The organism is Micromonospora sp. (assembly GCF_048594385.1).
Taxonomy (GTDB): Bacteria; Actinomycetota; Actinomycetes; order Mycobacteriales; family Micromonosporaceae; genus Micromonospora; species Micromonospora wenchangensis.
This window is the reverse complement of record NZ_JBMDWU010000491.1, coordinates 1-21272: the sequence shown is the minus strand read 5'-3', so window position 1 is coordinate 21272 and position 21272 is coordinate 1. Positions and strand designations below refer to the sequence as shown.

Annotated in this window: 3 protein-coding genes; all 3 read left to right on the top strand. The window is 74.5% G+C overall.

The genetic code is table 11. The features are described from left to right. Positions 1 to 6 precede the first annotated feature (6 nt). Positions 7 to 8799 carry a beta-ketoacyl synthase N-terminal-like domain-containing protein gene (locus ACOJTC_RS26585; RefSeq protein WP_420118935.1) on the top strand — a complete coding sequence of 2931 codons (8793 nt, stop codon included), beginning with the start codon at positions 7 to 9 and terminating at the stop codon, positions 8797 to 8799. Next, on the top strand, positions 8796 to 13379 hold the full coding sequence (locus tag ACOJTC_RS26580; RefSeq protein ID WP_420118934.1) for an amino acid adenylation domain-containing protein: 4584 nt from the start codon (positions 8796 to 8798) through the stop codon (positions 13377 to 13379). The genes ACOJTC_RS26585 and ACOJTC_RS26580 overlap by 4 nt, the downstream gene beginning before the upstream one ends. Further along, a partial coding sequence (locus tag ACOJTC_RS26575) for an L-histidine N(alpha)-methyltransferase (protein WP_420118933.1) occupies positions 13379 to 21272 on the top strand: 7894 nt, incomplete at its 3' end. The genes ACOJTC_RS26580 and ACOJTC_RS26575, both read left to right, overlap by 1 nt.

The window sequence follows — 21272 nt, the reverse complement described above, 5'->3', positions numbered from 1 at the left end:
GCCGTGGTGGCCACCGACGTCGAGGAGTTGCGGGCGGCGCTGCGGGCCTTCCTGACCGGTGACGAGTCGCGTGTCCACCGGGGCCGCGCCACGACGCCGGCCACCGCGCCCGCGTCGACCGACCCGGACACCCTGGCCGCGACCTGGGTGACCGGTGCCGCCCCGGACTGGCGGGCGCTGCACCGCGAACGGCGGGCACGCAAGGTCGCCCTGCCCGGCTACCCGTTCGCCCGGGTGCGGTGCTGGGTCGGGACGGACACCGACGCGACCCGTGCCGTCGACGCGATCCCTGCCGGTGACGCGACCCGTGCTGCCGGCACGGGCGGCGCTGCCGGGGCCGACGAGGCGGCACGACACCGGGAACCGGTGCCGTGCGACGCCGACGTTCCGTCGTGGCAGGTGTGCGCCAACCCCGAGCCGGTGCCCACGCACGGGCCCGTTCTGGTGCTCTACGCGCCCGGACGCGAGAGACTGGCGACCGGCCTGGCCGCCAGGCATCCCGGCGCGCAGCTCGTCGAACTCGGCGGCAGCGTCACCGGCGACCCGGCAGTGATCTACCTGCTCACCGGGTCGGCGCCCGCCGTCGGCACCGAGACCACGCGGGTCGCCGACGGCGAGGCAACCGGGGTACGCGCGCTGGCCGCCTACGCCCGTCGCTGGGCGCACCTGCCCGAGCTGCACTGGGTCGTGGTCACCGTCGGCGCCGCCGCCCCGCCCGGACGGCAGCTCACCGACCCCTACGTGGCCGGGGTCCTCGGCCTCACCCGGGTGCTGGAGAACGAACATCCGGGCTGGTCGGTCGCGGCTGTCGACGTCGACCCGGCCCACGTGTCCGCCGGCCTGCTCGCCCCGGTGCGACGCGGCACCCGGGTCGCCTACACCGGGGCGACCCCGCACCGGCTGACACTGCGCCCGGCTCCCACCCCGCGCGGTCCCGATCTGCTGCGCCGTGGCGGCCGCTACCTGATCGTCGGTGGTGGCGGCGGGATCGGCCTGGCTCTCGCCCGGAAACTCGTGGCGGACCGGGGCGCGGAGGTGGTGCTGGTCGGCCGCCGGGAGCGACCCGACCTCGCGGCCGAGCACGGGATCCGCTACCTGCGCGCCGACGCCCGTGACGTCGGGCAGCTCGCCGTGGTGCTGGAGCGGGCCGGCACGGTGCACGGGATCATGCACGCCGCGATGGTCCAGCGCTCCCGGCTGGTCCGCGACCTCACCGACGACGATCTCGTCGAGAGCCTGGGCGCCAAGTCCGGCGTCGCCGCCGCCCTGATCGACGCCATCGGCGCGCGGGAACTCGACTTCCTGCTCTTCTTCTCCTCCGCCCAGTCCTTCCTCGGCGAGCCCGGCCTGGGCAACTACGCTGCCGGCTCCACCTTCCTGGACGCCTACGCGCACGCCCTCGACGGGCGTCTGCCGTACCCGGTCCGGGCCATCAACTGGGGCTTCTGGGGGACGGTCGGTTCGGTCGCCACCGACCGGCACCGCGCCGAGTTGACCGCCGCCGGTTTCCACTCCATCACCGCCGAAACCGGTTTCGGCACGCTGACCGAGGCGTTGCGCCGACCGGCCCCCCAACTCGTGGTGGTGCCCGGCACCGCCGCGTTGCGGGAGCGGATGACCGCCAGCGAAGGGACGACAACGGTCGTGGCCGCCACCGACGGATTGACCGACGCCGAACGGACGGTCGTCGACGACTTCCACGCCGTCGACGGGCAGCTGACCGCCATCGCCCGCAGCGCGCTGCTGGCCCTGCTGCACGAGATGCACGCCTGGCGCGGACCCGACCCGGACGCGGCCGAGGTCGCCCGCCGGGTGGGTGTCGCCGCCCGCTACGAGCGCCTGCTGCACACCCTGCTGACCATGCTCGCCGACGGCGGTGTGCTCACCGTCCACGAGGGTCGGTTCCGGCCCGAACCGGCGGCGCTCACCGACGCTCTGGCCGGCGGCCACGGCGCGCGCCTCGACGAGCTGGCCGCCGCGAACCCCGACTCCGCGGTCTTCGTCGAGTTGCTGCGTCGCTGTCTCGACCACTACCCGGACCTGCTCCGCGGCGAGCTGCTCGCTACCGACCTGCTGTTCCCCGCCTCGGGCACCACCGCCATGGAACAGATCTACCGGGGGAACCCGATCAGCGACCTGTACAACGACCTGCTCACCGCACGGCTGCTGGAACACGTCGACCACCGCCGGGGACGGCTGCGCCCCGACGACCGGATCCGGATCCTGGAGGTCGGCTCGGGCACCGGTGGCACCACCGCCGGTCTGCTGCGTGCCCTGGCCGCCCACGGCGAGCACCTGGAGTACTGGTACACCGACCTGTCGGTGGCCTTTCTGGCGCACGGTCGCCGCGAGTTCGGCGGACGGTACCCGTTCGTGCGGTTCAAGCGGCTGGATCTCGACACCGACCTGGTCGCCCAGGGGTTCCCCGCAGCCGGTTTCGATCTCGTGGTCGGGGCGAACGTCCTGCACGCCACCTCGGACGTGAGCCGCGCGGCACGGCACCTGCGCGCCGTGCTGCGCCCCGACGGGCAACTGCTGCTCAACGAGCTGACCACGGTCACCCTGGCCGCCACCGTCACCTACGGACTGTTCGACGGCTGGTGGGCACACACCGACACCCGGCTGCGACTGCCCGGGTCACCGCTGCTGAGCGTATCGGGCTGGGACGCGGTGCTCAGCGCAGCCGGCTACGCCCGGGTCCGGGCGGTGCCCGGGGAGGCAACGACCTCCCGGAACTTCCAGCACGTCATCGTGGCCGCCGCCGCGGCACCCGTCGACGAACCGGCACCGGCACCCGGGCAGGTCGCGGCACTGGCCCCGGCACCCGACGACGCCCCGTTCACCGCCGAACTGCTGGCGCTCACCGCGGCGGCCTCCGGAATCCCCGTCGAGGATCTCGACCTGGACACCGAGATCGGGGACTACGGGTTCGACTCGGTCAGCTACAGCCTGCTCGCCGGGCGGCTCAACGACACCTTCGGCTTCGACGTCACGCCCGCCCTGTTCTACGAGACCGCCACCCTGCGCGCCCTGGTCGCCCGGCTGGGGCGGGACCACGCCGCACTGCTGCGCGACCGGTACCCGCAGGCCGTACCGGAGACGGCGCGGGCCGAAAGGCGGCCGGAGCCCGCGCGGCGGACCGGAGCCGACGACCACATCGCGGTGATCGGCCTGGCCGCGCGACTGCCCGGCAGCCCCGACCTGGACGCCTTCTGGAACAACATCGTGGCCGGTGCCGATCTGGTCGGCGACGTGCCCGCGGACCGGTGGGACTGGCGGTCCCTGCCCGACGGCGTACACGCCCGGCGCGGCGGCTTCATCGGCGACGTCGACCGGTTCGACCCGCTGTTCTTCGGCATCTCGCCGGAGGAGGCCGACGGCATGGACCCCCAGCAGCGCCTGCTGCTGGAGGGGGTGTGGAGCGCGCTGGAGGACGCCGGGTTGCCGCCGGGCACCCTCGCCGGTCGACCGGTCGGGCTGTTCGTCGGCGTCGGATCCAGCGACTACGACGAGATCCGCCGCCGCTCGGGCCGGCCCGTCGACGCGTACGCCGCCACCGCGACCGCGCACTCCATCCTGGTCAACCGGGTGTCCTACCTGCTGGATCTGCGCGGCCCGAGCGAGCCCGTCAACACCGGCTGTTCGAGTTCCCTGGTGGCGATCCACCGTGCCGCCGCGGCGCTGCGTGCCGGGGAGTGTGACGTCGCGGTGGCCGGAGGCGTCAACCTGATCCTGTCGCCGCACAACCATGTGCTGCTCAGCCGCACCGGCATGCTCAGCCCGTCCGGGCGCTGCCAGGCGTTCGACGCCCGGGCCGACGGTTTCGTCCGGGGTGAGGGGCTGGGCCTGGTCGTGCTCACCCGGGCCGGCGCGGCGGGTCGACACCTGATCCGCGGGCTGCTGCTGGGCTCGGCGGTCAACCACGGCGGTCGGGCCCGGTCGCTGACCGCGCCCAACCCGGCCGGACAGGCCGCGATGATCGTGCGCGCCTACACGGAGGCGGACGTCGATCCGGCCACCGTGGGATATCTGGAGACCCACGGCACCGGCACCGAGCTGGGCGACCCGGTCGAGGTCAACGGGCTGCGGATGGCCTTCGACGAGCTGGCACGCCGCCACGGCCGGCCGCTGCCCGACGACCCGTTCTGCGCACTCGGCGCGGTCAAGGCGAACATCGGCCATCTGGAGTCCGCCGCGGGCGTGGCCGGACTGCTCAAGGTCCTGCTGGCGATGCGGCACGGCGTCCTGCCGCCGGTGGCCGGGCTCGGCGAACCGAACCCGCACCTGCGGCTGGACGGCGGCCCGTTCCAGCTGATCCGCGAGGCGACGCCGTGGCACCGGCCGCCGGGCGGCCGACGCCGCGCCGGGGTCAGCTCCTTCGGGTACGGCGGGGTCAACGCCCACGTCGTGGTGGAGGAGCCGGCAGCCCCGGGCGTCCCGGCGGCGTCGACCGGCCCGTGGGTGTTCCCACTGTCGGCCCGCACCGCACAGGCGCTGCACCGCTACGCGCTGGCGCTGCGTGCCGCCGTGGACACCGACGTCGACCTGGCGGACGTGGCGTACACGCTGCAGCACGGCCGGGACGCCATGACCGTGCGGCTGGCGGTGACCGCCGCGGACCGGACGACGCTCGTCGCGGCCCTGACCGCGGCGATCGACGGCACCGCCCACGCCGCGCTGGCCCACCCCGACGGCGTCACGGCGGCCGACCGGTGGACGGCCGGCGCCGACATCGACTGGCCGGACACCGGCGGCACCCTGATCCCGCTACCCACCTACCCGTTCGAACGGCGTCGGTGTTGGACCGACCCCCGGCCGGAGACGGTTGCCGGGCCCGGTGAACCGGCGGTCAGCTATGCACCGCGCTGGCGGCAGATCGCGGACATGGGAACCCACCTGCCCGCGACCGGGACCGTCTGGTTGCTCGGCGACGGCGACTACCCGGCCGCCGACGTGCACCGGGTCACCTCCGCGTCGCTGGACTCGCTGCCCACACCCGCCGTGGTGCACGCGGTCGTCACCGGCGGCGAGCCGGCCGTCCTGCACCTGTTCCGGGTGATCCGGCATCTACAGACCCGGCCCGGTGGCGCGGGCGACCTCACGCTGACCGTGGTCACCCGGGCCGCTGCCGCGGTGGACGGACCGGTCGTCGACCCGGTCGCGGCGGCCGCGCACGGGCTCGTGAAATCGACCCGCCGCGAGTGCGAGCGGTGGCGGGTCAGCGCGATCGACGTCGGCCCCGGCGACGCGACGCTGGTCGCGGCCGCCACGCCCGGCGACTACGCGCTGCGTTCGGGCCGCTGGTACCGGCGGGTGCTCCAACCGCTGCACGACGCCGGTACCCGTCCCGTGTTCCGCGACGGCGGGACGTACGTGCTGGTCGGCGGGGCCGGGGATGTCGGCCTGGACGTGGCCGAACACCTGGTCCGCAGCCACCACGCCCGGGTGGTTCTGGTCGGACGGACCCGCCCTACGGGCGACCGGGCAGCCCGGATCAGCGCCCTCGACCCGACCGGGACCCTCGTGGATTTCCAGCAGGCGGACGCCCGCGACGCCGACCGGATGCGGGCGGTGTTCGACCGGCTCGGCGTGGTCCACGGGGTCGTGCACGCGACCACGGTGGCACGTGACCGGTCGCTCGCCGCGCTGGACGAGGACTGGTTCGTCGAAGGGCTCATCGCGAAGACCCGGACCACGCTGGCCGTGGCCGAGGCGATCGGTGACCGCCGGTTGGACTTCTTCGCGATCTTCTCCTCGCTCCAGTCGTTCCTCGGCAATCCGGGCCAGGCCACCTACGCCGCCGCCTGCACCGCCCAGGACGCCATCGGCCACGCGCTCGCCGCCCGGCTGCCGTACCCCGTCCGGGTCCTGAACTGGGGACCGTGGTCGGGCTCGACGCTCACCGAGCGGCACCGGGGCCGGTTGGCCGCGGCAGGTTTCCATCCGCTCCCGCCCGGTACGGGCATCGAGGTGCTGGCCGGCGTGCTCGACCGGCCGGAGATTCAGGTGGTGGTCATGTCGGGCACCGAGAGCGCCCTGAACGGGATCGGCGTGGAGACGACGGGCCAGGCACCCGCCGTCTGGGCCCCGGAGCCCTGGCGGGAGACGGTGGCCACCGAGCTGCTGGCCATGGTGCGTGCGGTGGCCGGGCTCAGTGTGGCCGAACTGGGCGAGGACGACCAGCTCAACCGGTTCGGCTTCGACTCCATCATGTACACCAGGCTCAGTCACCAGGTGAACGTGCGATGGGGCCTGGACGCGACCCCCGCGGCGTTCTTCGGGGTGTCCACCGCCAGGGAGCTGGTGGCGAAGATCCTCGACGAGTACGGGGCGGAGCTGGCCCGCCACCACCGTCCCCGGACCCCGGCCGCGCCGACCTCCGCCGCGCCGACCCCGGCCGCTGCGGTCAGCGTGGCCCCCCGGATCGCCGGTCCGGCCGTGCTGACCGGGCCCGCCCCGGACCCGCAGCCGACCGCAGCGGACGGGGTGGCGATCGTCGGAATGGCCGGCATGCTGCCCGGCTCCGACGACCTGGACGAGTTCTGGGCCCACCTCGTCGCCGGCGACGACCTGGTCACCGAGATTCCGCCGGACCGCTGGGACTGGCGGCGCATCCACGGCACCCCCGAACCGGGCGAGTTCCGCACCACCGCCCGTTGGGGCGGCTTCCTGCGCCGGGTGGACCTGTTCGACGCCGAGTTCTTCGGTGTCTCACCCACCGAGGCGACCGCGATGGACCCACAGCATCGTCTCGTCCTCGAGGCGGCCTGGACGGCGATCGAGGACGCCGGCATCCGCCCCAGCGACCTCGCCGGCTCCGACACCGGCGTGTTCGTCGGCAGCAGCACCTACGACTACTTCGAGCTCCAGCACGCCCTGGCGGTGCCGCTCGACGGGTACCAGACCGTCGGCCGGGCGCACGCGATCCTGTCCAACCGGGTGTCGTACCTGCTGGACCTGCACGGCCCGTCCGAGACGATCGACACCGCCTGCTCGTCGTCGCTGGTCGCCGTGCACCACGCGGCGGAGGCGATCCGCAGCGGGGAGTGCACGGTGGCGCTGGCCGGCGGCGTCAACGTGATCGCGTCGCCGACGCTGTTCGTGGACATGAGCCAGGCCGACATGCTCAGCCCCGACGGCCGCTGCCGGGCCTTCGACGCCCGCGCCAACGGCATCGCCCGGGCCGAGGGCGCCGGCATCGTGGTGCTCAAACGACTCAGCGCCGCCCTCGCCGACGGCAACGTCATCCACGGTGTGCTGCTCGGTAGCGCGATCAACCACGGCGGGCGCAGCAACTCGCTCACCGCGCCGAACCCGGCGGCCCAGGCCGCCTGCATCGTCGCCGCGCACCGTCGGGCCGGGACCGACCCGCGCACGGTGACCTACGTCGAGACCCACGGGACCGGCACCGAGCTGGGTGATCCGGTCGAGATCGAGGGGCTCAAGACCGCCTTCCGCCAGCTCTACGCCGATCGTGGGATCGACGGCGGGGGACATCGGGTCGCGCTGGGCGCGGTGAAGAGCAACACCGGTCACCTGGAGGCGGCCGCCGGGGTGACCGGTCTCATCAAGGTGCTGCTCGCCATGCGGCACCGGGAACTACCCGGCAATCCACACCTGGAGACGCTCAACCCGCACCTGCGGCTCGACGGCAGTCCACTGCACGTGCTGCGCGGCAACGAGCCGTGGCGGCCGGCCGTCGACCCGGACGGCGCGGAGGTTCCGCTGCGCGCCGGACTGAGCTCGTTCGGGCTCGGCGGCGTCAACACGCACCTGGTCCTGGAGGAGTTCCGTGTCCACCCCGGTGCCGGTCGGCCCGGACCGTACCTGTTCGTGCTGTCGGCCCGGGACGCCGAGCGGCTGCGCGGGTACGCCGAACACCTGGTCCGCTGGGTGCGGGACGCCACCGACGTGGACCCGGCAGCCCTGGCCTACACGTTGCAGACCGGCCGGGAGGTCTTCGCCGAACGGCTCGCCGTGGTCGCGGACGACACCGCCGCCCTGGTGCGACGCCTGACCGGGTGGCTGGCCGGGACGAGCGACGACGGCGTCAGCGTGGGCGACGGCCGGGGGACCGGCACCGCGTTGCTGCTGGACGGTCCCGAGGGACGGCAGTACCTGCGCGCCGTGATGACGGCCGGGAAGCTCGACAAGATCGCCCGGCTGTGGGTGGACGGCGTCGCGATCGACTGGACCGACCTGTGGCCGGGGGAGCCCGTCCGGCGGATCGCCGCACCCACCTCCGCCTTCGCCAGGCAGAGCTACTGGATCACGCCCGGACCACGGTTCGACCGGGTGCAGGCCGCGGCGACCGGACTCGTCGCAGCCGACCCGGCCCAGGTCACCGACGCGGTGCCGGAGGCGGTGCCGCCGGACCCGGCACCGGTGGCCGCCGTGGCCCCCGTACCGGCGGCGACCGGCACCGGCGGCGACCCGGAGGCGGCGGTGCGCGACCATGTCCGCGACCTGCTCGCCGCGCACCTGGGCATGGACCCGGACCGGCTGTCGCCCGACCGGGTGCTCTCCGACGTCGGCGTGGACTCGCTGGGCCTGCGTCGCCTCAGCCGCCGCCTCGGGGCCACCTACGGTGTCGACGTACCGACCCGTCTGTTCAACGTCGGGCAGACCGTCCGCGCCCTGGCCAGGACGATGCACGAGACGTACGGGCCGTTGCCCGCGGCCGTCGCGCCGGCACCCGCCCCGGGCAACGGGATCGGCGCCCTGCTGGCCGGGCTGCGCGACGGATCGGTCAAGGTCGACGACGCGCTGGCCGACCTGCGGTGGGGAAACGGCCGATGAGCCCGGCACTGCGGGACATCCTCGCCGCCGTCGCCGCCGGTGAGCTGCCGGACGACGTCGCCGAGTCGCTGTTGCGCGGCCTGACCGGTCCGGGACCGGAGACGGCCGGGCCGTACCCGTTGAGCCGTGGGCAGGCGGCACTCTGGGCGATCCACGCCAGCCGGCCCGGCACCACCTCGTACAACCTCCCGCTGGGGCTGTGGCTGGGTGACGGGGTCGACCCCGGGGTGCTCACCCGGGCCCTGGTCGCCGCGGTGCAGCGGCAGCCGGGGCTGCGGATCGCCGTCCGCCTGGACGGGGGCACACCGGTGCAGGAGATCGTCGAGCGGCCGGTCGAGGTGGTGCGGCTCGACCTGGGGCACGTCACCGACGGGGAGTTCGCCGCCCGGGTCCGACGTCTGGTGCACACCCCGTTCGACCTGGAACACGACCCACTGCACCGGATGTGGTTGATCGCGGCGCCCGGGGACCGGACCCTGCTGCTCCTGGTGTTCCACCACATGATCACCGACGGGATCTCCAGCCACCTGGTGCTGCGCGACATCGTGGCCTGCCACGACGCGCTGGCCGGCCCGGGCGTCCTGCCACCTGTCGAACCGGCCGCCACCTACCGCGAGTTCGTCCGCCGGCAGCAGGAACTGCTCGACGGGCCGGCCGCCGGGACGCACCGCCGCTGGTGGCTCGACCGGCTGGCCGGCGCATCCAGCGGTCCCGTCCTCGACGCGATCACCGACCGGCGGCGGACCGGGCCGGCCACCGGGGACACCGGCGCGATGGTGCAGTTCCGCCTGCCGCAGGCCAGCTGGGCGGCCGTTCGCCGCACCGCCGGCGCGGCCGGGCTCACCCCGTTCAGCGTGCTGCTGGGTGCCCTCAGCGTGCTGCTGCACCGGCACTCCGGCCACCGTGACGTCAGCGTCATGGTGCCGACCGACGGCCGGATCTCCGAGCGGTTCGACCGCACCGTGGGCTACCTGATCAACCCGGTGGTGGTGCGGGTGGACTGCGACCCACGGCGCAGCTTCGCCGAGCTGATGACCGCCGTGCACGACCACATGGCGCAGGCCGAGGAGCACAGCGACTACCCGTTCGCCGCCGTGGTCGGCGACCTGCGCCGCGAATCCGGCACCGCGGTCTCCTTCGACATCGGCTTCTACCTCCAGCAGGGTGTCGGCGGCGACCAGGACATGGCCGCCGGGCAGACCGTCTTCCGAGACGCCCTCGAACTGACCCAGGAGGGCGAGAACCCGCTGGTCGTCGAGGTCGTGGTGCGCGGACCGGCGGCGCTGGTGTACTTCAAGTACGACCGTGAGCTGTTCGACCGGACCACGGCCGAGCGGCTTGCCGAGCACTTCCGGCTGCTGCTCGAGGCCGTCACCGCCGACCCGGGGCAGCGGATCGGTGACCTCGCCCTCACCACCGCGCAGGAGCACGCCCTCGTCGAGCGGGCCAACGCCACCCGGGTCGGGCGGCCCCACGACGTGAGCGTGGTCGATCTCGTGCTGGCCCGCGCGGCGTCGGCCCCGGAGCGGGTCGCGGTGATCGACGCCGACGGCACGACCGGCTTCGGCGAACTGGCCGGGCGGGTGCACGCCCTGGCGCGCACCCTCGGTGCCGCCGGGGTGACCCGTGGCGACCTGGTCGGCGTGCTGTCCGGCCGGCGGGCCGCGATGATCGCGGCGATGCTGGCGGCGCACACCGTCGGTGCCGCGTACGTGCCGCTCGACCCGGACTTCCCACCCGCCCGCCTCGCCCACATCTGCACCGACGCCGGCCCCGCCGCGGTCCTGGTCGACCCCGCGTACGCCGACCGCCTGCCCGCCACGGCACCGGGCACCCGGATTCCGCTCGACGGCACCGCCACCGCGGCCCCCGGTCCGGTGGTCGCCTGCCGCGACGACGACCTCGCGTACGTGCTGTACACCTCCGGCTCCACCGGGCAGCCCAAGGGTGTCGAGGTCACCCACGGCAACCTGGTCAACTTCCTCACCGCGATGGCCGAGCAGCCCGGCTGCGTCGACGACGACGTGCTGCTGGCCGTCACCACGGCCGGGTTCGACATCGCCGGCCTGGAACTGCTGCTGCCGCTCACCCGGGGCGCCACCGTCCACCTCGCACCGGCGGAGGTCACCCGCGACGGCTTCGCGCTCGCCCGTCTGCTCGACGACAGTGGCGCGACGATCGTCCAGGCGACCCCGGCCACCTGGCAGATGCTGCTGGCCGCCGGCTGGCGCGGCCGGGTGCCCCGGCTGCTGTGCGGCGGGGAGGCGCTGAACGCCGAACTGGCGGCGGAGCTGCTGGACCGGGCCGGCGAGCTGTGGAACATGTACGGCCCGACCGAGACCACGATCTGGTCCTCGGCGCTGCGGGTACGCCGCGACCGGCCGATCACGGTCGGCACCCCGATCGCGAACACGACGTTCCACCTCGCCGGCCCGGACGGTGACCCGGTCCCGTTCGGGGCCACCGGGGAACTGCTGATCGGCGGGGACGGCGTCGCCCGGGGCTACCGGGGTCGTCCCGAGCTGACCGCCGAGCGTTTCGTCGTGCGGGACGGGCAGCGCCGCTACCGCACCGGGGACCTGGGCCGGTGGACCGACAACGGCGAGATGCTGCTGTTGGGCCGGGCCGACCGGCAGATCAAGCTACGTGGCCACCGCATCGAGCTCGGCGAGATCGAGGCGGCGATCCGTCGTACCGGCGTGACCGCCGAGGTGGGCGTGGTCCTGCGCGACGAACAGCCGCGCCTGGTCGCCTTCGTCGTCGCCGAACCCGAGGCTGCCGCGACGGTCGTCACGCGGATCGGGGAGTGGCTGCCGGCGTACATGATCCCGTCCCGGACCGTGCCGCTGCTCCGGCTACCGATGACCCCGAACGCCAAGGTCGACACCGTCCGGCTCGCCACCGCCCCGCTCGACGAGCTGATCCGTGACCTCGGCCACCCGCAGACGCCACGGGCACCCCGGCCGGACGACAGCGGCCGGCTGCTGGCCACCCTGCGGGAATTGGCCGCGGGAGTGGCCGCCGTCGACCCGGACGAGATCCCGGTGGACCGGCCGCTCGGCGAGGCCGGCTTCGACTCGGTCGGTTTCACCCGCCTGGCGATGGCGGTCCGCGTCCGCTTCGGCGTCCCGGTCAGCCCCACGCTCTTCTACGCCCACCCCGTCCTCACCTCCCTCGCGGCGCACCTGGGCGTCACCCACCCGGCAGCGGTCACGGACAGTGGACCCGACGCCCGGCCGGCGGCGGCACCGCCGGTCCGGGTCGCCGGATCCGACGCACCGCCGCCGCGCACCGGCTATCCGCCGGTGGCGATCGTCGGCGTCGGCGGCCGGTTACCGGCCTCCGGGTCGCTGCGCGAGTTCTGGACGCACCTCGCCGAGGGCCGGGACCTCACCGAGCCCTACCCGGTGGGGCGCGGCTTCTCCGCGCGGCTGTTCCCGGAACGGTTCCGCGGATCGTTCGTGCGGGACGTCGACGCCTTCGACGCGGCGCGGTTCCGGATCTCGCCGCGCGAGGCGGGTCAGATGGATCCGCAGCACCGGCTCCTGCTGCACGCCGCCGACGAGGCGCTGCTCGACGCCGGGCTTCGGCCCGCGGCGCTGGCCGGGAGCCGCACCGGGGTCTTCGTCGGTCTCAGCGGCGCCGACTACCTGAGCCTGCTGCCCCCCGGATCGCCGGACATGGGTGACCACTTCCTGATCGGCAACGTCGCCTCGATCGCCGCCAACCGCATCTCGTACGTGTACGACCTGCGCGGCCCCAGCGCGGTCTACGACACCGCCTGCTCCAGCTCCCTGGTGGCGATCCACCGCGCGGCCCGTGCCCTGCACCTCGGCGACTGCGAGCTGGCCCTGGCCGGCGGCGCGAACCTGCTGCTGTCCCCGTACGGGTTCACCGGCCTGCGCCGGGCCGGCATGCTCAGCCCCGACGGCCGGTGCAAGACCTTCGACGAGCGCGCGGACGGCTACGGCCGAGGCGAGGGCGTGGTGCTGCTGGCGCTCAAACTGCTGGACCGGGCGGTGGCCGACGGTGATCCGGTGCACGCCGTGCTGATCGGCTCGGCCGAGAACCACGGCGGCCACACCCACTCCCTGACCGTGCCCAACCCGCAGGCTCAGCGCGACGTCCTGATCGCGGCGCACCGGGCGGCGGCGGTGCCACCCGACACGATCGGCTACGTCGAGGCGCACGGCACCGGGACACCGCTCGGCGATCCGATCGAGGTCGACGCGCTGCGGGAGGCGTTCGCGCAGCTGTACCGCGACTGGGGACTGCCGGTCGTGCCGGGGCGCACCGGACTCGGCTCGGTGAAGGCCAACATCGGCCACCTCGAGGCCGCCGCGGGTGTCGCCGGAGTGGTGAAGGTGCTGCTGAGCATGCGACACCGGCTGATGCCCGGCCTGGTCGGCCTGCGCACCCCCAACCCGATGATCGATCTGACCGGCAGCCCGTTCCGGCTCCAGGCCGAGACACAGCCCTGGGAACCGGCGGAAGGCGTACCGGCACGCGCCGGCGTCAGCTCCTTCGGCATGGGCGGCAGCAACGTACACGTCGTGGTGGCGGAAGCGGAGAGGCAGTGATGGGCAACAGCACCGAGGACCGCGCCGCCCGGCTGATCGTCCTGTCGGCCGCCGGCCGCGAACAGCTCGACCGGTACCGGACCGAGCTGGTGGCATGGTTGCAGGCGCACCCGCAGACGACGCTCGACCGGATCGAGAACACCCTGTGGACGGGCCGGGAGGAGCTGACGGAACGGCTCGCCGTGGTGGTGACCAGCGTCGCGGAGCTGACCGAACGGCTCCGTGACGGCACGGGGACCGTCACCGGCACGGCCACGCGCACCACCGGTGAGCCGGTCGTGACCGGCGACCTGCACGAGGCTGCCAGGCTGTGGGTCGCGGGTGCCGCGATCGCCCCGCCGCACCCCACGGGCCGGCGACCGGCCCGGCTGTCACTACCGCAGCCGCCGCCGGTCACCCACCGGTACTGGATCGACCCGCCGGCCACCCTCGCCGCCGACCCGGCCGAGCGGACCCTCACCGGCGACGAGTTCTACCTGCGCGACCACGCCCTGGGCCAGGTGCGCATCCTGCCCGCCGTCGTCGCCCTCGAATTCGCCGTCGACGCCGCCGCCCGGGCCGGGCACGGCACCGCGACGGGCGTCGAGAACGTCATCTGGGCCCGACCGGTGGTGCTCACCGGCGAGCCGGTCCCGATACGGGTGCGACTGGTGCCCGCCCCCGACGGCGTCGCCTACGAGCTGCGCCGCGTCGACGGCACCCGGCACGGGGAGCTGTGCTCGACCGGGACCCTGCGCTTCGACGACGTCGCGACGGCGGCCCGCCTCGACCTGACCGCGGTGCGTGCCCGCCTGCCCCGCACCGCCTCGGCGGACGACTGCTACGCGGTCTTCACCGCGCTCGGCGGCGGATACGGACCGAGCCTGCGCGGGTTACGCGGGATCCGTTTCACCCCCGGCGAGGCGCTGGCCGAGGTCGGCGTGCCGGACGCCGCCGACCTGCCGTTCGAGGACTTCACCCTGCACCCCTCCCTGCTGGACGCGATGCTGCAGGCGGCGCTCTGGACCGCCGCCGACCCGTCCGCCCCGCGCCCGCGCGAGCTGCCCTTCTCCATCGACCGGGTGGAGATCCTCGGGCCGCTGCCGGAGCACGGGTACGTCCACGCCGTCGCCACCGGTACGGGACACGACATCGCCCTCGCCGCCGCCGACGGCCGCGTCGCCGTCCGGCTGCACGGTGTCGTCACCCGCGCGGTCAGGGACCAGGCCGACGCGGTGGCCACCCACCTGCTGGCCCAACGGTGGCGGGACGCCCCGGTGCGCCCCGCTGTCCCGGCGGGGCGCACCGTGGTGCTGGACCCCGGCTCGGACAGCCCCTTCCCGAGCCCCGACCCGCTGGTGGTGGTCCGCCTCGGCGACGACGATCCGCTACCCGGCCTGATCCGGCTCTTCCGGGCCTGGGCCGCGCAGCCGAGCCGCCGGCCGGTCCGGGTGCTGCACGTGTTCCGACCGTCCGGTGCGGCCACCGACGCCCGCCTGCTGGCTCTGGACGGCATGGCCCGCAGCATCGCCAACGAGCATCCGGACTTCCGGGTCGCGGTGATCAGCACCGACGACGCCGACCCGCGGGCGGTCGCCGCCGGGGAGGCCGCCGCCGAACACGAGTTCCGGGTCCGGTACGCCGCCGGCGGCCGGCAGGTGGCCCGGTGGGAGCCGATCGTCCCGGCACCCGCCCCGACGCCGCTGACGCCGCACGGGACGGTGCTGGTCACCGGCGGCGCCGGTGTGATCGGCCGACACCTGGTCACCCACCTGGGGCCATCGGCGCGGTACGTGCTGACCGGGCGGTCCGCCGACGCCGACCTGAGCGTCCTGCGTGCCGCCGGGATCGACGTGCACTACCTGTCCTGCGACCTGGCCGCGCCGGGCGCGGCCGAGCGGCTGGTCGCGCGGGTCCGTGAGACGTTCGGGCCGTTGCGGGGGGTGCTGCACCTGGCCGGCGTCACCCGTGACTCGTTCCTCCTGCGCAAGACCGACGAGGAGATCGCCGCGGTGCTGGGGCCCAAGGTCCACGGCACGCTCGCCCTGGACCGGGCGACGGCCGCGGACCCGCTCGACTTCTTCGTCTGCTTCTCCTCGATGTCCGGGGCGGGCAGCCCGGGACAGGCCGACTACGCCTACGCCAACCGCTTCCTCGACGCGTTCACCGCCTGGCGACGCGACAGCGACCGTCCCGGCCGCAGCCTCAGCGTGCTGTGGTCGCTGTGGGCCGACGGCGGGATCCGGATGGACGCCGACGACGCCACGCAGGACCGTATCGTCCGCCGCTCCGGGTTGCGTCCACTGCCGACCGTGGCCGCCCTGGCCGCCTGGGACAGGGCGTTGGGCCACGACGGTGACCATGTGCTGGTCGCGCACGGGGAGCTGGACCGCATCCGGCAGCTGCTCGACGCGCCGGCACCGGTCCCGGCAGCGGCACCGGCCCCGGCGGCGACGCCGGCCGACGCCACCGCTGCGGTCACCGCGGTCGCCGAGGAGTTCCTGCGGGGCGTGCTGGCCGAGGTCTTCGACTACCCGCCGGAGGACATCGACGCGGACACCGCGTTCGAGCAGTACGGCATCGACTCGCTGCTGATCATGGACCTGACCCGGCGGCTCGAGGACCACTTCGGATCGCTGCCGAAGACCCTCTTCTTCGAGTACCAGGACCTGCGCGGCCTCGCCGGCTGGTTCGCCGATCAGCACGGCACCCGCCTGACCGAACTCGTCCCGACGACACACCAGGCACCGGAGCCGCCGGTGGTCCCGGCCGTGGTGGCGGCCCCGGAACCCGACCCCGCCGGGCCCGGATCCACGCAGCCGGAGCCGATCGCGATCGTCGGCGTCGCGGCCAGGTTCGCCGAATCCGACACCCTCGACGAGTTCTGGGCGAACCTGCGGGCCGGCCGCGACCTGATCACCGAGATCCCGGCGGACCGCTGGGACTGGCGTGACTACGACCAGGCCACCCCGGCGGACCGGGCGGCCCGGTACAGCCGGTGGGGCAGCTTCCTGCGGGGCATCGACCGCTTCGACCCGCTCTTCTTCGGCATCTCCCCGCGAGAGGCGGAGATCATCGACCCCCAGGAGCGGCTGTTCCTCCAGACCGCCTGGCACGCCATGGAGAACGCCGGGCACACCCGGGCCGGCCTGCGGGGCCGCCGCGTCGGGGTCTACGCCGGCGCCATGTACGGCCTCTACCAGCTCCACGAGGCCGCCGACGGCCGGATCGGCGCGTCGTCGCACGCGTCCATCGCCAACCGCGTCTCGTACACCCTGGGCCTGACCGGTCCCAGCCTCGGGGTGGACACCATGTGCTCCTCCTCGCTGACCGCCATTCACCTCGCCGTCCGCGACCTGCGCTCCGGTGAGACCGAGATGGCCTTCGCCGGGGGTGTCAACCTGCACGTCCACCCCTACAAGTACCGGTTCCTCGGCCAGGGCGGCTTCACCTCCAGCGACGGCCGGTGCCGCAGCTTCGGTGCGGACGGTGACGGCTACGTGCCCGGCGAGGGCGTGGGCGTGGTGCTGCTCAGACCGCTGTCGGCCGCCATCCGGGACGGCGACCACATCCACGGCGTCATCCTCGGCACCTCCGTCAACCACGGCGGCAGGACCAACGGTTTCACCGTGCCCAACCCGGTCGCCCAGAGCGACCTCGTGGAACGGGCGCTGACCGAGGCCGGGGTCACGGCAGCCTCGCTCGGTTACCTGGAGGCGCACGGCACCGGGACCGCCCTCGGCGACCCGGTGGAGATCCGGGCGCTGGCCCGCGCTCTGGACGCCTCCGGCCTGCCCCGCGACAGCCTGCCCATCGGCTCGGTGAAATCCAACATCGGCCATCTCGAGTCGGCCTCCGGGATGGCCGGACTCTGCAAGGTGCTCCTGCAGATCCGGCACGGGGAACTCGTACCGTCGTTGCACGCGGACCCGGTGAACCCGAACATCGACTTCGCCTCCACGCCGCTGCGGGTGCAGACCGAGGTGGCCCCCTGGCCCCGCCCGGATGGGCGGCCACGCCGCGCCGGCATCAGCTCGTTCGGCGCGGGCGGAGCCAACGCCCACCTGGTGGTCGAGGAACACCTCGCCGAGCCCTCTGCGGCCGTCGCGCCGCGCCCCCGGCTCTTCCCGCTGTCGGCCCGTACGCCGGAAAGCCTGCGGCTGCTGGCCGGGCGGCTCGCCGACGCCGTGGCCGACGGCCCCGCCGACCGGCTCGCCGACGTGGCGTACACCCTGCAACAGGGGCGCGAGGCATGGGCCGACCGCATGATGGTGCTCGCCTCGACGGCGGACGAACTGGTCGACCGGCTGCGCGCGGGCACCGGAGACGGCGTGTGGACGGGTAGCGTCCGTGGCCGCAACGCCTCCCGCGCCGTCGTTCCGGCCGCCACGGACCTTCCGGACCTGGCGGCGGCCTGGACCGCCGGCGCGACAGTCGACTGGGGCGGCACCGGTCGGCGGCTGCCGCTGCCCGGATACCCGTTCGAGGAACTGCGCTGCTGGATCACCGAGCAGACCTGGGTGCCGCCGACGGCCGGCCCGCCCACGCACCCGCTGCTGGGCGCGATCGATCCGGCCGGCAGCACGACCGGGCTGACCTACCGAACCACCTTCCCACCCGGGCATCCGCTGATCGACGGACACCGCGTCGGCGACATGCGCCTGCTTCCCGCCGCGGCGGTCCTGGAGATGGCCCGGGCGGCCGCCGCGACCGTCGGCCACCCGGTGCCGGTCCGCCTGCGCGATGTCCGCTGGCTGCGCCCCTTCGTGGTCGCCGATGCCACCCGCTGCCTCGCGACCCGGCTGCGCAGCGACGGCACCGGCCTGGTCTTCTCCCTGCTCGACGACGCCGGTGACCTGGTGGCCGAGGGGGGCGTCGAGACACTGACCGGCGTCGTGCCGGAGCCCGTCGCGGTCGAGCGGATCCGGACGGCCCTGCCGCACCGGCACGACGGGGCGGCCGTCTACGCCGACCTCGCCGCTGCCGGCCTGGTCTACGGCCCCGCCCTGCGAGCCGTCGAATGGATCGTGTCGGGCACCGGGGAGGCGCTGGCCAGCCTGCGCCTGCCCACCGAGGCCGCCCCGTTCGCCGGCTGCGCGCTGCCGCCCGCCCTGCTCGACGGGGCACTGCACACGTTCGCGGTGCTGCGGGACCCCACCGACGGGCCGGCGATGGTGCCGTTCGCGCTCGCCGCCGCCGAGGTTTTCGCGCCCCTACCGGACCAGGTGTACGCCCACGTCCGGGCCGTCGGCCCGGACCGGTACGACCTGACCCTGACCGACCGGGCCGGCGGCGTCTGCGTTCGACTGCGTGACCTGGCCCTGCGCCCGGCTCCCGGGGCGCGGGCGTCCCGTGCCGGGTCCGCCGTGGCCGGACCGGCGGTGGACGACCTGATGTACGTACCCCGCTGGTCCCCGACTCCGGCCGAGCCCCTGACCGTGGACGACGCGGACACCTGGGTGATCGGTCCTCCCGCCGCCGCGCCGCTCGCCGCCGTCCTCGCCGCCCGGCTCGGCGGCGCGGTCACCGACATCGGCTCCGACGGTTCCGTCGTGCCGGCCGGACGGCCGGGCCACGTGGTCGTGCTCTCCGGCCCGGCCGTCGGCCGCACCGACGACCTCGCCGCCCTCGACCGCGCGCAGGAGCACGGCGTCCTGGCCCTGTTCCGCGTCGCCAAGGCGTTACAGCGGTCGGGCGCACCGGTACGGCTCACCGTGGTCACCGAGGACGCCCTGAGCACCGGCCCGGAACCGGTCGGCAACCCCTACGCGGCGAGCCTGCACGGACTGGCCCTCTCCCTGGCCCGGGAACACCCGCGCTGGCGGGTGGCGGTGGTCGACCGTTCGTCGACCGATCCCCTGTCCGCCGACGTCCTCGACGTGCCCGCCGGCGGCCCGTACGCCCTGCGCGCCGGTGTCCTGCACCGGCGGAGCCTGGTCCCCGTCACCGCCGCTGCACCCCGCGAGGCGATCCGCCACGGGGGCGTCTACCTGATCCTCGGCGGCGCCGGAGGTATCGGCCTGGAGCTCACCGAATGGCTGGTACGCGGCTACCGGGCGAGGGTGGTGCTGGTCGGCCGCAGCGAGCTGGACGACGGACGTCGGGAACGACTGCGCCGCGTGGACCCGGCCGGCGAGCTGGTGTCGTACCGCAGGGCCGACGCCACCGACCCGGCGGCACTCGCCGACGTGGTCACGGCTGTCCGGACCCGGCACGGCGCGTTGCACGGGGTCGTGCACGCCACCATCGTGCTGCGTGACCAGATCGTCGCCACGATGACCGAGGAGACCTTCCGGAGCGTTCTCGACGCCAAGACGCGGACCTCGGTGGCCCTGCACCACGCCGTCGGAACCGCCGCCGGGCTCGACTTCGTGCTGTTCTTCTCCTCCGCGGTGGCGCTGTCGGGCAGCGCCGGGCAGGCCAACTACGCCGCCGGATCGACGTTCGAGGACGCGTTCGCCCAGCACCTCGACGGCGTCCTGCCCGCCCGTTCGGCCGTCATCAACTGGGGTTACTGGGGCACCGTGGGCATCGTCGCGGACGAACGGTACCGGGAGCGACTGGCCCGGACCGGAATCCGGTCGATCACCCCGGCGGAGGGCATGGCGGCGGTGCACGACGTGCTGGGTCGTACCGACCGGCAGGTCGTGGTGATCAAGGCGGACGCCGGTGTGCTGACCGCCGCCGGGGTCGAGCTGCCCGGGGACCCGGCCGGCGACGACGAACTGGCGCCATCGGCGGCTGCCCTGGCACCGGTCGCGCCGCTGCTGACCGACGCCGACCAGGCGTCGCTGGACGGAATCGTGACCGGCTGGCTGTGGGAGCTGTTCCGCAACGAGGGCGTGTTCCGCAGCGACAACGAGCGGTGGGCCGCCGTCGACGTCCAACGACGGCTGCGGATCGCCGACGGGCAGTCCCGGCTCTTCGCCGAACTGCTGCGGGTGCTCACCGCGGCCGGCTTCCTGCATGACGACGGCACCGCGCTGGTCCCCACGAACCGGTCGGCCCCGGTGGACCCGGAGAACGAGCTGATCGCACTCTGCGCGCGCCAGCCGGCACTGAACCGCATCGACCGCCTGCTGAGGCCCTGCATGCGCGACCTGTTCGGGGTGCTGAGGGGCAGCGTGCGCGCCACCGAGGTGATGTTCCCCGGCGGGTCCACGGCATTGGTGGAGGACGCCTACCGGGGCAGCCCCGTCGTCGACCGTGCCAACGAACTCGTGGTGGCCGCGGCGCTGGACCGGATCGGCCGGCTGGGCGGACCGGTCACGGTCGTCGAGATCGGGGCCGGGACCGGTGGCACCACCGCGAGCCTGCTGCCCGCCCTGACCGCCACCGGCAGGGATCTGACCTACGTGTACACCGACATCTCGCCCGCGTTCCTGCAACACGGCCGGCAGCGGTTCGCCGAGCGCTACCCGACGGTGCGCTTCCAACGACTCGACATCTCCGGCGACCCGGCCGAGCAGGGATTCCCGCCCGGCGAGGCGGATCTCGTGGTGGCGGCCAACGTCCTGCACGCCACCCCGGACCTGCTGCACACCCTGCGCGCGGTCGCGGCGCTGCTCAAACCGGGCGGACACCTGGTGCTCAACGAGGCCAGCAGCAACGCCGTCACCACGACGCTCACCTTCGGCCTGCTCGACGGCTGGTGGCTGCACCGCGACACCGGCCTGCGCCTGCCCGGATCCCCCCTGCTGTCCGGGGCCGGCTGGCGTACCGCGCTCGAGCTGGCCGGGTTCGCCCGCAGCCTGGCCCTCCCCGCCGACCGGGCGCTCACCCAGCACGTCGTCGTCGCGGCCACCGGCCCGGCCCCGGCGACGCCCGTGCCGGCGGGGTCGCAGCCGAGCCCCGCCGCCGCGCAGCCGCTGGCCGAGGCCGCCCGCGAGGCGACAGCCGGGTCGTCGCCACGCC